At 69.2% G+C, this 12465-nt stretch carries 16 protein-coding genes; 8 read left to right on the forward strand and 8 right to left on the reverse strand.

What is annotated here, in order from left to right; all coding sequences use genetic code 11:
- Positions 1-34: 34 nt before the first annotated feature.
- From coxB to IPV09_RS07565, 6 genes are all read right to left on the reverse strand, one after another.
- A complete protein-coding gene (coxB, locus tag IPV09_RS07540; protein ID WP_207474688.1) occupies positions 35-739 on the reverse strand; it encodes a cytochrome c oxidase subunit II in 705 nt (234 codons plus the stop codon).
- 297 nt (positions 740-1036) lie between these two features.
- On the reverse strand, positions 1037-1390 hold the full coding sequence (locus IPV09_RS07545) for an iron-sulfur cluster assembly accessory protein (protein WP_207474632.1): 354 nt from the start codon (positions 1388-1390) through the stop codon (positions 1037-1039).
- Positions 1391-1551: 161 nt separating this feature from the next.
- On the reverse strand, positions 1552-2634 hold the full coding sequence (locus tag IPV09_RS07550; RefSeq protein WP_207474633.1) for a glycerate kinase: 1083 nt from the start codon (positions 2632-2634) through the stop codon (positions 1552-1554).
- Entirely contained in the window at positions 2634-2924 is a 291-nt protein-coding gene (locus IPV09_RS07555) for a hypothetical protein (protein WP_207474634.1), read from the reverse strand. Before IPV09_RS07555 ends, IPV09_RS07550 begins: the two co-directional genes overlap by 1 nt.
- Positions 2921-3178, reverse strand: a complete 258-nt coding sequence (locus IPV09_RS07560) for a hypothetical protein (RefSeq protein ID WP_207474635.1) — start codon at positions 3176-3178, stop codon at positions 2921-2923. Before IPV09_RS07560 ends, IPV09_RS07555 begins: the two co-directional genes overlap by 4 nt.
- Before the next feature lie 12 nt (positions 3179-3190).
- Complete coding sequence (locus IPV09_RS07565) at positions 3191-4099, reverse strand: PspA/IM30 family protein (RefSeq protein ID WP_207474689.1); 909 nt, start codon at positions 4097-4099, stop codon at positions 3191-3193.
- A gap of 251 nt (positions 4100-4350) precedes the next feature.
- Between IPV09_RS07565 and IPV09_RS07570 the strand changes: the two genes are divergently transcribed.
- Both IPV09_RS07570 and IPV09_RS07575 read left to right on the forward strand, forming a co-directional pair.
- Entirely contained in the window at positions 4351-4950 is a 600-nt protein-coding gene (locus IPV09_RS07570) for a DUF3043 domain-containing protein (RefSeq protein ID WP_207474636.1), read from the forward strand.
- Entirely contained in the window at positions 4950-5168 is a 219-nt protein-coding gene (locus tag IPV09_RS07575; RefSeq protein ID WP_207474637.1) for a hypothetical protein, read from the forward strand. The genes IPV09_RS07570 and IPV09_RS07575 overlap by 1 nt, the downstream gene beginning before the upstream one ends.
- 158 nt (positions 5169-5326) lie before the next feature.
- On the opposite strand, the gene IPV09_RS07580 is transcribed toward IPV09_RS07575, so the two are convergent.
- Both IPV09_RS07580 and IPV09_RS07585 read right to left on the reverse strand, forming a co-directional pair.
- Complete coding sequence (locus tag IPV09_RS07580) at positions 5327-5674, reverse strand: hypothetical protein (protein ID WP_207474638.1); 348 nt, start codon at positions 5672-5674, stop codon at positions 5327-5329.
- 10 nt (positions 5675-5684) lie between these two features.
- Positions 5685-7427: a SulP family inorganic anion transporter gene (locus tag IPV09_RS07585; protein ID WP_207474639.1), complete on the reverse strand. Its 1743-nt coding sequence runs from the start codon at positions 7425-7427 to the stop codon at positions 5685-5687.
- Positions 7428-7545: 118 nt separating this feature from the next.
- Here IPV09_RS07585 and IPV09_RS07590 point away from each other — a divergent pair, with 118 nt between their 5' ends.
- From IPV09_RS07590 to IPV09_RS07615, 6 genes are read left to right on the forward strand one after another with little or no spacing between them, the layout of a single operon-like run.
- The gene (locus IPV09_RS07590; protein WP_207474640.1) at positions 7546-8199 is read left to right on the forward strand and encodes an SAF domain-containing protein; all 654 of its coding nucleotides are present in this window, start codon (positions 7546-7548) and stop codon (positions 8197-8199) included.
- Positions 8199-8993: a hypothetical protein gene (locus IPV09_RS07595; protein ID WP_207474641.1), complete on the forward strand. Its 795-nt coding sequence runs from the start codon at positions 8199-8201 to the stop codon at positions 8991-8993. Before IPV09_RS07590 ends, IPV09_RS07595 begins: the two co-directional genes overlap by 1 nt.
- Positions 8990-10465, forward strand: a complete 1476-nt coding sequence (locus IPV09_RS07600) for a CpaF family protein (protein ID WP_207474642.1) — start codon at positions 8990-8992, stop codon at positions 10463-10465. The genes IPV09_RS07595 and IPV09_RS07600 overlap by 4 nt, the downstream gene beginning before the upstream one ends.
- A complete protein-coding gene (locus IPV09_RS07605; RefSeq protein WP_207474643.1) occupies positions 10462-11334 on the forward strand; it encodes a type II secretion system F family protein in 873 nt (290 codons plus the stop codon). The genes IPV09_RS07600 and IPV09_RS07605 overlap by 4 nt, the downstream gene beginning before the upstream one ends.
- A complete protein-coding gene (locus IPV09_RS07610; protein WP_207474644.1) occupies positions 11331-12251 on the forward strand; it encodes a hypothetical protein in 921 nt (306 codons plus the stop codon). Before IPV09_RS07605 ends, IPV09_RS07610 begins: the two co-directional genes overlap by 4 nt.
- 31 nt (positions 12252-12282) lie before the next feature.
- Entirely contained in the window at positions 12283-12465 is a 183-nt protein-coding gene (locus IPV09_RS07615) for a hypothetical protein (RefSeq protein WP_207474645.1), read from the forward strand.

The raw sequence follows: 12465 nt of genomic DNA on the forward strand, positions 1-12465 counted from the left end.
GTCTCTTCGCGCAGGTCGGTACGGGCAACGGTGGTCACTTGTGGGGCTCCTTCGCAGGCTGGGTGGCGAGGGAGGTGGCGGAGACCTGGGCCTTCTTCTCACCGGTCTGGCCGTTGGCGGCCAGTTCCTTGAGCTTGGCCAGGTACTCCTGCTCGGTCACCACGTGCACCTTGAAAATCATGTGTGCGTGGTAGGTGCCACACAGCTCCGCACACTTGCCGTCGTAGGTGCCGAGCTTGGTCGGCGTGAGGTCGAACGAGTTCGGGTGGCCGGGAATGACGTCCATCTTGAAGTAGAAGGCCGGAACCCAGAACGAGTGGATGACGTCGGCCGACGCCAGGTTGAAGCGCACCGTCTTGTCCACCGGCAGGTACAGGTCGGGGATGTAGGACATGGTGCCGACCTGGTGGACGACGTTGCCGACGGCGGCGTTGTCCTGCTCCATGTAGTTGAACGTCCACGACCACTTCTGGCCCACCACGTTGATGGTGTGGTCAATGGGCGCCTCACGGTCGAGCACCTCGTTCTGCGCCCTGACCGTGAAGAAGAACAGCACGGTGACGATCAGCAGCGGCACCAACGTGTACAGCAGCTCCATGGGCAGGTTGTACTTGGTCTGCCGCGGCACCGGGTTGCCCCGGCGGCGGCGGTAGCGAACAGCTGCGTACAGGATCAGGGCCAGGGTCAGGCCGCCGATCACGAAGCTGGCGATCCACGCACCCATCCACAGGTTGCCCATGGCAGGGGCCCGGTCGCTGGCCGGTTCCAACAGGCCAAGTCGTGCACCCTGACCGCTGCATCCACTGAGGATCAGCAGCGACCCGGCGGCAACCGTCGCCACCGTCCCGCGGCGGAATCGTGATCGATCCAAGCTCACGTCGTCGTCCCCTTCGTACTCATGCCATACCACTCCACCCTCGAGCGATGTCTACCCGGGTAGCGTAACGCAAAAGCGCCACCCCGTCGGCCACGGCCGAACTTGGGATGGCGCTGTTGACAAGCGGCTCCGCAGCTGGGAAACCGCCCGCGCGGGCGATCAGTGGAAGGAGTCGCCGCAGGCGCAGGAGTTCTGCGCATTGGGGTTGTCGATGGTGAAGCCCTGCTTCTCGATCGTGTCGACGAAGTCGATGGTTGCACCCGACAGGTAGGGGGCGCTCATCCGGTCGGTGACGACGTTGACGCCGTCAAAGGTGTTCACGAGGTCGCCGTCCAGCGAGCGGTCATCGAAGTAGAGCTGGTAGCGCAGGCCGGAGCAACCGCCGGGCTGCACGGCGATGCGCAGGGCCAGGTCGTCCAGGCTGCCCTCGGAGGTCAGCAGGGCCTTGACCTTGGACGCAGCTCCGTCGGTCAGAGCAATCCCGTCGAGAGTCGGTTCGGCAGTGGTGGTCATGGTGTCCCTTTCCCAAAATGCTCGTGGAGCAATGTGCAGCACCGAATCGCTTCAGCGCAGTGGCAATGATTCTACGCTGACCGACTGGAACAACGAAGTCCGTGCCGAGAATCGTGTCGGGTCGGGGCCCCTGTTCGCCGAGGGCAGACCGGTGCGCAGGCTCACCAGGTCCACGAGTTTGCGACCGGACGCACCGCCGCCAGCAGTTCCTCAGCCCCCACCGGGGTCGGGTCGGTGACGTCGCTGCGCACCGAGTAGGCAGCCTCGATGCCGATCGACCGCAGTTCCCGCGCCGAGATGAAGTTGTGTTCAGCGACCACCACCACCGGCCGCAGGGCGGCGCTCGCCGCGGCCAGCACGGTGAACAGCACGTCACCGCCCATGGTGCCGAAGTCCAACTGAGCGCCGCCGGTGACGACCAGGTCGGCCTGGTTGATGGTGTCGGTCAGCTTCGCCAGGTCGCGGCCGTAGGCAGCGCCGGTGGTGACCACCCCGCCCAACGCCCGGACCGCGAAACCGATGCCGCCGGCCGCGCCGGCCCCGGCGCTGATCGAGGTCCGCTTCTGGTCGAGGGCCGCGGCCAGGTCGACCAGCGCCTGGTCGGTCGACAGCAGGGTCGTCGGGTCCAGTCCGATGGCGTGTCCGCGCACCGAGGTCAGTCCGCGCAGCCCGACCAGGTGCCTGCCCTCCTCGCCGGCAGGCACGACCAGGTCAAGGGCGACGCCGTCCAGCCAGTCGACGACCGGTGCCAGGTCGGCGCTGGTGATGCCGGCCAGGGCGGCGACGCCGCAGGTGAGGTCACGGTCGGCGCGTGCGCCCAGGGCCGACAGGAAACCCGCTCCCCCGTCGTGGCAGGGCCGGTCGCCGAGTTCGAGGACGATCCGGCTGACCGGTCCACGGCGGCGGGCGGCGGTGACCACCTCGCGGACGAGGTGTCCCACCTCGACCGAACTGGCCACCGGATCAATGCCGTCGCCGGCGGGGACGTGCTCGGGACGGATGGCGAGCAGCGTGCCGTCCTCGGTGTCGGCCTCGACGACGCTGGCGATGCCGTGCTCGGTGGCGATCAGGTCGTCAGGGGCGGCCAACAGATCGGCCAGGGCTTGTTGGAATCCCGCCAGGGCATTGCCCAGCGGTACGACGGCGACCTGCGCACGGTGTTCCGCCCAGGCAGTGGCCATTGCGGCGCCTGCCTGGGCGGAGCTGAGTGCGGGGAAGCGGTCGGTGGCGACCACGACTCTCATCAGACCGGGATCAATCCTTCATCCGAACCGAGGTCGTCGAGGAACTTGGCGACATCTTCCAGGGTGGCCGTGGTGTCGGGGATGATCAGGTCGGAGTCGGTCAGCACGTCGTCGGGCACGGCCGAACCGAGTTCCTTGATGTGCGCCACCAGACCTTCGAGGGCTTCGGTGAGGGCGTCCTGGTCATTGTCCCGGAGCGCCTGTTCCACCTTCGCATCGGAGCTCTGCAGGTCGTCGAGCTGTTCGGGCTCGACGGTCCACTGGCCCTCCCCCAGGATGCGAATGATCATGCCCGCTCCTCTGGGTCGCCACCCTCGACGTGGTCGTGGCCGTGGCCGTGGGACGGGGTGGGGGCGGCGCCACGGTCCTGCACTGCGTGGGGCTGGTACTGCGGGGCGTCACCCTGCTCGTCGGGCTGGTAGTTCGGGTTGGCATGCTGGCCCTCACGAGGCTGGTAGCCCGGGTTGGCGTGATCCTCGCCCGTGCCGAATTCCTGGGGTGCGTCGTTGGGGCTGATTCCGGGGGTCTGGTCGTGCTGGCTCATGATGATGCTCCCTTAGTTGTTCTGAGGGCTCGCGCCCTCGCTCTGCGGCTGGAAATCGGTGGGTGCGGCAGGAGGTGCCTGCGGCGCCTGCATATCGGGTGCCTGGGACTGCTGAGGCGTCTGGGACTGCTCTGGCGCCTGGTACTGCTGGGGCGCCTGGTACTGCTGCTGACCGTTGCCGGCGGGCAGTGCCCCCTGCGTGGGGGCCGCACCCGAGCCGAGCGCCATCTGGTTCTTCAACGCGCTCAGTTCGTCCTCCACCTGCGAGGTGGACGCCAGCGCGTCGAGCTCCCGGGTGATGTCGTCCTTGTAGAGGCCGGTGGGATCCTCCAGGGCACCGGAGGCGAGCAGTTCGTCAACCGCTGATGCCCGGGCCTGCAACTGCATGGTCTTGTCCTCGGCGCGCTGGATGGCCATGCCGACGTCGCCCATCTCTTCGCTCATGCCCGAGAACGCCTCGTTGATGCGCGTCTGGGCCTCTGCTGCCGAGTAGGTCGCCTTGATCGTCTCCTTGCGGGTGCGGAAGGCGTCGACCTTGGCCTGCAGGCGGGTGCTGGCGCGGACCAGCTTCTCCTCCTCGCCCTGCAACTGGGCATGCTGGGCCTGCAGGTCGGACAGCTGCTGCTGCAGACCGGACTTGCGGGTCAGCGCCTCGCGGGCGAGATCCTCGCGGCCCTGCTGCAGGGCGCGCTGGGCAGACGTGTTGAGCTTCTCGACCTCGCCGTTGAGCTGGTTGGCCTGCAATTCGACGCGCTTGCGGCTGGTGGCCACGTCGGCCACTCCACGACGCACCTTCTGCAGCAGCTCGAGCTGGCGCTGGTAGGAGTAGTCAAGGGTCTCGCGAGGGTCTTCCATCTTGTCCAGGGCCTTGTCGGCCTTGGCACGGAAGACAGTCGAGATGCGGGAAAATATTCCGGCCATGAGAGTCTGCGTGTCCTTCCAGTGGTTGCCGAACGTGTTGGCACGGCGGCTGTACTGCACCACCCTATGCGCACGAGGGTGCTTGTGTAAGGGAAGTCAGGGACGAATCGGGTGCTGCCCTCGTCCGGGGGTGGCGGCGTTCAGTCCCCGGGGGGAGATCACCTAGACTGGGGGCCTACCCTGGGCACCGTCGGCCACCGCGGTGAGCAACTCCAGCATCGTTTCCAGCACCTGACACAGAGGACACCACCGTGGGACTCCTGCGCCCGTACGAACAGCGCAACGCGAAGACCGGCCAGGCAGGCGAGACCGAGCCCGTCGTGGTCGAGACCGACCCCACCGACGGGGCCGGCCCGAGGGGCCCGCGTCGCAAGGACCGGCCCACCCCCACCCGCGCGGAGGCCGAGAAGGCGCGAATGGAGCGGCTGCATCCGAACCTCACCAAGAAGGAACTCAAGGCCGCCGAGCGTCGAGCCCGGCAGACCGCCCGCCAGGACAGCTGGACCGCGCAGCAGAACACCCCCGAGAAGGTGCTGATGCGCGACTACGTCGACGCCCGCTGGACGGTCACCGAGTTCCTGCTGCCGACCATGCTGGTGCTGGTCGCGGTGAGCTTCGCCTTTGCCCGCAGCGCGACGGTGCAGACCGTCATCATGGGCGTGATGCTCTTCCTGCTGATCAGCTGGGTCGGCAACGTGTGGTGGGCGTGGCGCGGCTACAAGGCCGAGGCCGCCCGACGCATCAAGAACCCCTTCTTCCGTGGGGTGCTGATGGAGATGAACTCCCGGATGATGTCCATTCGTCGCTTCCGCAACCCCGGCCCGCGGATCAAGCGCGGCGAGTCCTACTGATGTCCTGGTACTGGGACGCCGAGTTGGTCGCCGGTGCCGAACTGCGCGCCGACGACCTGACCGGTGCCGGTATGGGCCGCCGCTTCGACGACCAGGGCTCGGCCGAGGCCTGGCTGACCGAGAGCTACCTGGAACTGACTGACCTCGGGATCGACCAGGTCAGCCTGTATGAGGAGGATCGGCTCGTCTACGGGCCGATGTCGCTGCAGCCGGAGTGATTCTTCCGACACCTTTTCCCTGAGAACGCCTGTGGACAGCTGTGGACAACCGGCGACATTCGCTGTCATTCCCGCGTGTCGCACTCCCCCGGGCCCGCCAATGGGCTGTGGACAGGGATTGGACAGACCACGGTCACACCTGCTAGCCGCAGGACCCGTCAGTGGGTGTTGAGCAGGCGCTCCTCGTCGACCGACGCCTGGCCGCGGGGGGTACCGCTGCGGCGGTAGAGGAACCCACCGAACCCGGCGATCACGAGCCCGCTGACCACCACGACCGGACGCTGCGCCAGCGCCGCCTGCTTGCGCTGCTCGTAGGTCTGGGTCTCGGCGGTGTGCAGCTGGGTGTAGGTGGACTTGTGGCAGACGTCACCGGGGCGCATCTCGACCCCGCGGCAGGTCTCGGCACCCCGGCCCTGGACGAATGCCCCGTAGAGCACCACCAGCACACCGAGCACGACCAGCGCCAGGTTGAGCCAGCGCTGCCAGGTGGCTCCGATAAGTCGCATGGCACCGAGATTACCCGGATTCGGCGTCTCTCTGCCGCCGCGACCAGCGGTCGTAGGCCTGCTCGGCGGTCGGCAGCGTCTCGAAGATGAAGCCGTCGCCGACCAGGTCGATGATGCCGGCGGCCTGCAACTGGTCGCGCAGGTCCTGCTTGACCCGGGCCAGGGCCAGCACCACCCCGCGTCCGGCCAGGTCCCGGTGCAGCCGCTCCAACGCCTCGACGGCGGTGAGGTCGACGTCAATGTTGGCCTCAGCGTTGATCAACAGCCACCGGGCCGGGGTGGGCGCGGTGTCGACGGCGTCCAGGGCGCCGGCGACGAAGTTGTCGGCATTGGCGAAGAACAGCGGGGCGTCGTAGCGGTAGACGACCAGCCCCGGCACCTGCACCGCCCCGGGGTAGTCATCGATGTCGTGCATGCCGGGCACCCCCGGGGCGCGCCCCAGGATGCCGTCGTGGGGCCGGGCCAGTCGCCGCAGCAGGTCGAGGATGGACAGTCCGACGGCGACGGCAATGCCCTGCAGCACGCCCAGGCCCATCACCGCCAACGCGGTCAGCACGGCGAGCGCCAGTTCGCTGCGCCGGAATCCGGCAATGCGGCGCCAGTCGGCCAGGTCGACCAGCCGGATGGCGGCGTAGATCACCACGGCCCCCAGCGCGGCGTCGGGGAACGTGGCCAGCACCGGGCCGCCAAGGAACATCACGACCACGATGAGTGCGGCCGCTACCAGAGAGTGCAGCTGGGTCCTGGCGCCGGCAGCGTCGGCGACCGCCACCCTGGAACCGCTGCAGCTGACCGGCATCCCCGCGCTCAGCCCCGAGGCCAGGTTGATGGCGCCCAGGGCCAGGAACTCCTGCTGGGGATCGGTGCGCTGTCTGCGTCTGGCGGCAAAGGATCGTCCGACCAGCACCATGTCGGAGTAGCCGACCAGGGTGATGCCGACCGCCGCGATCGCCAACTCCCCCAGGTCGAGCCCTGCCATGTTGGGCAGGCCCGGCGTCGGCAGCCCGCGGGGCACCTGACCGACCAGGGCGACACCCCGACCCCCCAGGTCGAACAGCCAGGACGCGAGCGCGGCGAGCCCCACGAAGACGAGCGGACCGGGCCATCGCGGGGCTACCCGCCTCAGCACGAGCAGCAACACCAGTCCGGCGCCCCCGACGATCAGCGTCGGCGGGTGCGCCGTGTTCAGACCGGTGAGGAACTGGGCCGTTTCGCCGAAGGGGGTGGCGGCATTGATGCTGATGCCGCTGACTGAATCCAGTTGGCTGGTGACCATCACCACCGCGATGCCGGTCATGAAGCCGACCAGCACCGGCTTGGACAACAGGTCGGCCAGGAATCCGAGCCGGGCCAGCCAGCCCAGGACGGCAACCAGCCCGACAGTGATCGCCAAGGCCGCGGCGACGTCGGCGACCCGGTCGGCGCCGAGCCCGCCGGCCAGGGCGGCGATGGCTGCCCCGGTCATCAGGGCGGTGGTCGACTCGGGCCCGACCGAGAGTTGCCGCGAGGAACCCAGCACCGTGTAGACCAGCAGCGGCGCCAGCGTGGCCCACAGCCCCACGACCGGGTCGAGCCCGGCCAGGGTGGCGTAGGCCATCACCTGTGGGACGAGGTAGGCCGCGACCGTGGCGCCACCGATCACGTCACCGCGCAGCCAGGCGCGGTCGTAGTGACGCAGCACCTGGACCCCCGGCAGCAGACGGTGCCAGCGCGCAGCGTCCGGCGCCGCTACAGCAGGCGGCAGGCTCACCATGCGGCCATGCTAGGCCCGACCCCACGGGGCGACGCCGCCACCACCGAAAACACGAAGTTATCCACAGATTTCCCAAACGGTGTTTCGATTGGCCCTCTGAGTCCATAGCCTTCGGGAGGTGACCGAAAACCATGACGGCGCACCTCATCCCATTCGGGTCCCCGGCGCAACGATGCGCGGACGACGCAGCCCGCGGCTGATGATCGTCGGGGTGCTGTGTGCCGTGCTGGGCGCGCTGGCCGTGACCGCCGCCTTCGACCAGGCCAATGACACCCACGCCGTCGTCGCCGTCGCGCGGTCGGTCCCCCGCGGGGTGGTGGTGGGACCCGACGACCTGACCACCGTCACGATCGGAGCGGTGCCGGGGGTCAGCACCATTCCTGCCGACCAACTCCAGGCGCTGGTCGGCCAGACCGCACTGGTCGACCTGCCGCAGGGCTCTCTGGTCGGCGCGGGCTGGATCGGCGCGCCGGTGATGCAGCCGGGGACCTCCCACCTGGGCCTCAAGTTGGCCTCCGGACGGCTGCCCTCGACGGCGATGCCACCGGGCACGAAGGTGAGGCTGGTGGCGGTGAGCAGTGCGGCCGAGGGGGCAGCCGGGACGACGGGCGCCACCACCGGTCAGACGTTTGAGGCCACCGTGATCAGCGTGCCGCGAGAACTGCCCGACGGGGCCAGCTGGGTGCTCGACGTCAGCGTGGCCACCGCGGAGTCGGCCGCCATCGCCGAACTGGCGGCTTCGGGACGTCTCGTGCTGACGAGGACGTCGTGATGGCCGTCGTGGTGATGTGCGCGGTCAGTGGCGCTCCGGGCACGACGACCACGGCACTGGGCCTGGCGCTGCAGTGGCCGCGCCCGGTGCTGCTGGCCGACTGCGACCGCGACGCTCCGCAGGCGATCACCGGGGGCTACCTCGGCGGCCAGGCCGACGGTCGCGGCCTGACCAGCCTGATGCAGGCCTCGCGCCACCCCTTGAGCAGCAGGGGTGTGTTGCTCGAGCACACCCAACGGTTGGACGTGGAGGGACGACGACTGCTGCTGCCCGGTTTCCGGCAGCCCTCGGCGTCCAGTCTGTTCTCGGGATGGGGCCAGTTGGCCGAGGACTTTCGCGAGGCGCACCACCGGGGCATGGACGTCCTGGTCGACGCTGGCCGGGTTGGACCGGCCGGGATTGAGCAGGAGTTGTTGCGCCGCGCTGACCAGGTGCTGGTGGCGACTCGCTCCTCGCTGCGGTCGCTGGTGGGCCTGTCGGCGCACCTGCCGGCTGTGCTCGACCAGGTCGAAACTGCCAGTGCGGCCTGCGAGGTCGCCCTGGCGGTGATCGGTCCGGGTCGGCCGTACTCGCCCGCCGAGATCAGCGCCCAGTTCGGTGTTCCGGTGGCGCTGGCCATCGAATGGTCGCCCGAGCACGCCGAGGTCCTCAGCGACGCTGCCGACCCACCTCGGCGGTTCGTGGGCGGCGCCTACGTCGCCTCCCTGGTCAAAGGTGCCCACGGCCTGCAGGGGCGACTGGCCGCACGGCTGGCCCAGCGCGACGCGTCGGTCCTGACGAGGAATGTCCCATGAAGCGAGCCGAGCAGGTCGCAGGTGGCCGGCCCAGCACCCACGAGGCGCTGGACCGGGTGCTGCAGCGACTCAACGCGAGCCAGCCGCTGCCGTCATCGCCCGTCACTCCCCCGTCGCGTCGGGGTGCCACGATCGCCGACGCCCGCCCGGCGCGGATGGTGGGGCCGGGCGTGGACTGGGCGGAGGTGGTCGTCCTGCGCCGCCGGGCCGCCGAGCAGATGACGGAGGCGTTCACGGCGTGGGAGGCCGAGCACAAGCGCACCCTCGGCCCCGAGGACCGGCGCATGCTGGGGCGCAGTGTGATCAGTCAGGTCGTCCGCGCCCGGGGTGAGGAACTCGCCGCCAGCGCAGCGGCGCTGTGGAGTCCCGACGACGAGGCCGACTACCGGGTGGCCGTCGACTCGGCCATCTTCGGCTACGGACGCATGCAGCCCGTCTTCGAGATCGCCGACGCCGAGAACATCGAGATCCACGGCTGGGACTCGGTGGTGGTCCAGCACACCGATGGTCGCCGCTCCGAACACCCCCCGGTGGCCGACAGCGACGAGGAGCTCGTCGAGGCCGTCCGCTTCCTGGGTGAGACCGCCCAGCCGGCGCGTCCCTTCGACGACGCCCACCCGATGATGACCATTGCGCTGGGCACCCGTTTCCGCCTGCACGCCATCGGGTTCGGGCTCAGCTTCCGCCCCTCGGTGATCATCCGCCAACACCTGCACACCGACGTCACCCTGGCGTCGCTGGCGGCCGGTGGACTGATGCCGCTGGAGTTGGCCCGGATTCTTCGGGCGGGAGTGCTGGCACAGAAGTCCACCGTCGTCAGCGGCGACCAGGGTGCCGGCAAGACGACCTTGCTCAGGGCGCTGATCGACGCCATTCCCAGGACCGAACGCTTCGGCACCCTGGAGACCGACTACGAATTGTTGACCCATCTGCAGCCGCACCGGCGCAACATGTTGGCGCTCCAGGCGCGGGTTGGTCTGGGTGAGCAGGCGGCCGGTCATTCGCTCGGGGCCTGGTCGGTGGCCGACCTGATTCCCGAGGCGCTGCGCCAGAACCTGACCCGTCTGGTGGTGGGTGAGGTGCGCGGCGAAGAGGCCGGTGCCCTGTTCCAGGCGATGCAGTCGGGCGCCGGGTCCTTGTCGACGACGCACTCGCACTCGGCGGTCTCCACCATCGACCGGTTGGCGTCGCGGGTGGCCCAGGGCGGGGTGATCAGCGTCGACGAGGCCTACCGGCAGATTGCCCACAACCTGCACTTCCTGGTTCACGTGAAGCTGGTCGACGACACGTGGCGCGGCGGCACCCGCAGCCGGTTCATCAGCGAGGTACGCACGCTCACCGGTGGCCTCGAGAACGGACGACCCACCACGCACCTGCTGTATCGGGCGGGCTCGGCAGGCCAGCCAGAAGTGCTGCATCCCGAACCCGCCCTGTTGGACGAACTCGCACCCTTCCTGCAGGAGCAGCGATGAGCAGCCCCGTGGTGGTGCTCGCCGGGAGCTTCCTCACCGTCCTGGGACTGTTCCTGCTGGTCAGGGGGGTGGTTCCCGACCCGGGGCGCGTCCAGCCCACGCAGGGTTCCCGTCCGCTGGCGAGCAGCCTGATACGGCGGCGTTGGCGTCTGCTGTCCCGACGCTGGCGGCTGCTGGTCGTCGGTGCTGCCGCAGCCGGTCTGCTCACCTTCGCGCTCACCGGGTGGGTGGTGATGCTGGTGGCGGTCCCGGCGGCGGTGCTCGGTCTGCCTTGGCTGTTGGCGGCGCCGAAGAACCGCGAACTGGTGCTGCTGCAGGCACTCGACCAGTGGGTGCGGCTGCTCAACTCCTCAATTCTCACCGGCAAGTCCGTGGCCGACGCGATTCGGGCCACCCGGCGGCAGAGTCCCGAGGTGCTGCACCCGTCGATCCAGTTGGCCGTCAGCCGCATGGACGGCCGCTGGACGACCGCGGACGCGCTGCGGGCGCTGGCCGACGAGCATGATGCCCCCGAGGTGGACGCAGTGGTGGCGGCGTTGATGCTGGCCTCCCAACGCGGCGGCACCGGCACCAGCGACACCCTGATGGGCATCGCCGAGGCGACCCAGGAACGTCTGCGTGCCCTGCGGGAGATCGAGTCCGAACGGGCCAAGCCGCGCATCGTGGTGCGGCAGATCACCCTGATCACCCTGGCGGTGATGGGCGCGGCCTTGGTATTGGGAGGGCAGTACTTCGACCCGTACGGCACCGCCACCGGGCAGCTCATCCTGGCGCTGCTGCTGGCCACCTATGTGGGAGCGCTGGTGGTGCTGCGACACCGGACCCTGCCCAAACGGCGGGACCGCATCCTCACCGGTGGCTGGTCATGAACGACCTGGTGGTGGGCCTGCTCGGCACGCTGCGCTGGTGGTCGCTGCTGCCCTTGCTCGGTGGTGCCCTGCTCGCCGCCGGTCTGTGGACCGTCGCCATCGGGGCCTCCCGCCGCCCCGTCCGGTTGGCCGACGTCCTTGGCAGCGTCACCCCCACGAATCCCCGCCTGCTGGTGGAGTCCGGCAGCGCCGACGACGGTCTGCTCGACCGGGTGGGGTTGCGGCTGTGGTCGGCAATTCCGGTGGCCGAACGGACGGCAGCGACCCTGCAGATGCAGCGACGCACCGGCGCCGACTTCATGGCCGAGAAGCTGGTGATGGCGCTGATCGGTGCCCTCGCACCCGGGCTGGTATCCCTGCTGGCCTGGTTGCTGGACCTGCCGATCGGGCCGGGGTCGGCGGCCTGGGTGGCGGTCGGCACCGTCGCCGGGTGGTTCCTGCCTGACCTGCTGTTGTGGCGCGCCAGCGGACGACTGCACGCTGCCGCCGGTGAGGCGGTGTTCACCTACATCGACCTGGTGACCTTGGAACGTCTCGCGAACCAGTCCTCAACCGTGGCCCTCACCCGCGCCGCATCCCTGTCGGACAACATCCTGTTCCGGGAGCTGCGTCAGGCACTCGAGCGGGCGCGTCTCGAGCAGCGCCCTGCCTGGCAGGGTCTTGAGGAGGTCGCCGACCGGTTGGACCTGCAGCCACTGCGTGACGTGGCCGACGTGATGAGGCTGGACGAACAGGGCGCCGCCCTCGGTGGGGCGCTGCGAGCCCGTGTCCGTGAACTGCGGGACAGCCACCTGATGAGCCAGAAGATCGAGGCGCAGCAGGTCAGCGAGTCGCTGACGATCTGGATGGTGATCCCAGCGCTGGTCTTCGGGTTGATCCTGCTCACACCGCCCCTGCTCCGGATGCTGTCCGGCTGAGACCCACCCACCGCAACCAAGGGAGACAACGATGCACGTGTTGAACATCATCTACGGCCTGCTAGCCAGCGCCGTGCTGGCCCCGGCGCCCCGCCGTGAACGGGGTCTGTCCCAGTCGACCGAGAACGCGATCCTGCTGGCCGGAGCTGTCGCCGTGGCCGGCATCGTCATCGCCGTCGTCACCGCCTACGTCCAGTCCAAGCTGCCACGCTGA

It is taken from the genome of Tessaracoccus sp. SD287 (assembly GCF_017355265.1).
Lineage (GTDB): Bacteria > Actinomycetota > Actinomycetes > Propionibacteriales > Propionibacteriaceae > Aestuariimicrobium.

What these genes read in the sequence shown, in the direction of transcription:
- IPV09_RS07595 (WP_207474641.1), top strand. Translation starts at nt 8,199, where the DNA reads ATGGCCGTCGTGGTGATGTGCGCGGTCAGTGGCGCTCCGGGCACGACG.
- IPV09_RS07575 (WP_207474637.1), top strand. Translation starts at nt 4,950, where the DNA reads ATGTCCTGGTACTGGGACGCCGAGTTGGTCGCCGGTGCCGAACTGCGC.
- IPV09_RS07605 (WP_207474643.1), top strand. Translation starts at nt 10,462, where the DNA reads ATGAGCAGCCCCGTGGTGGTGCTCGCCGGGAGCTTCCTCACCGTCCTG.
- IPV09_RS07610 (WP_207474644.1), top strand. Translation starts at nt 11,331, where the DNA reads ATGAACGACCTGGTGGTGGGCCTGCTCGGCACGCTGCGCTGGTGGTCG.
- IPV09_RS07560 (WP_207474635.1), bottom strand. Translation starts at nt 3,178, where the DNA reads ATGAGCCAGCACGACCAGACCCCCGGAATCAGCCCCAACGACGCACCC.
- IPV09_RS07555 (WP_207474634.1), bottom strand. Translation starts at nt 2,924, where the DNA reads ATGATCATTCGCATCCTGGGGGAGGGCCAGTGGACCGTCGAGCCCGAA.
- IPV09_RS07585 (WP_207474639.1), bottom strand. Translation starts at nt 7,427, where the DNA reads ATGGTGAGCCTGCCGCCTGCTGTAGCGGCGCCGGACGCTGCGCGCTGG.
- IPV09_RS07615 (WP_207474645.1), top strand. Translation starts at nt 12,283, where the DNA reads ATGCACGTGTTGAACATCATCTACGGCCTGCTAGCCAGCGCCGTGCTG.
- IPV09_RS07545 (WP_207474632.1), bottom strand. Translation starts at nt 1,390, where the DNA reads ATGACCACCACTGCCGAACCGACTCTCGACGGGATTGCTCTGACCGAC.
- coxB (WP_207474688.1), bottom strand. Translation starts at nt 739, where the DNA reads ATGGGCAACCTGTGGATGGGTGCGTGGATCGCCAGCTTCGTGATCGGC.
- IPV09_RS07565 (WP_207474689.1), bottom strand. Translation starts at nt 4,099, where the DNA reads ATGGCCGGAATATTTTCCCGCATCTCGACTGTCTTCCGTGCCAAGGCC.
- IPV09_RS07550 (WP_207474633.1), bottom strand. Translation starts at nt 2,634, where the DNA reads ATGAGAGTCGTGGTCGCCACCGACCGCTTCCCCGCACTCAGCTCCGCC.
- IPV09_RS07600 (WP_207474642.1), top strand. Translation starts at nt 8,990, where the DNA reads ATGAAGCGAGCCGAGCAGGTCGCAGGTGGCCGGCCCAGCACCCACGAG.
- IPV09_RS07580 (WP_207474638.1), bottom strand. Translation starts at nt 5,674, where the DNA reads ATGCGACTTATCGGAGCCACCTGGCAGCGCTGGCTCAACCTGGCGCTG.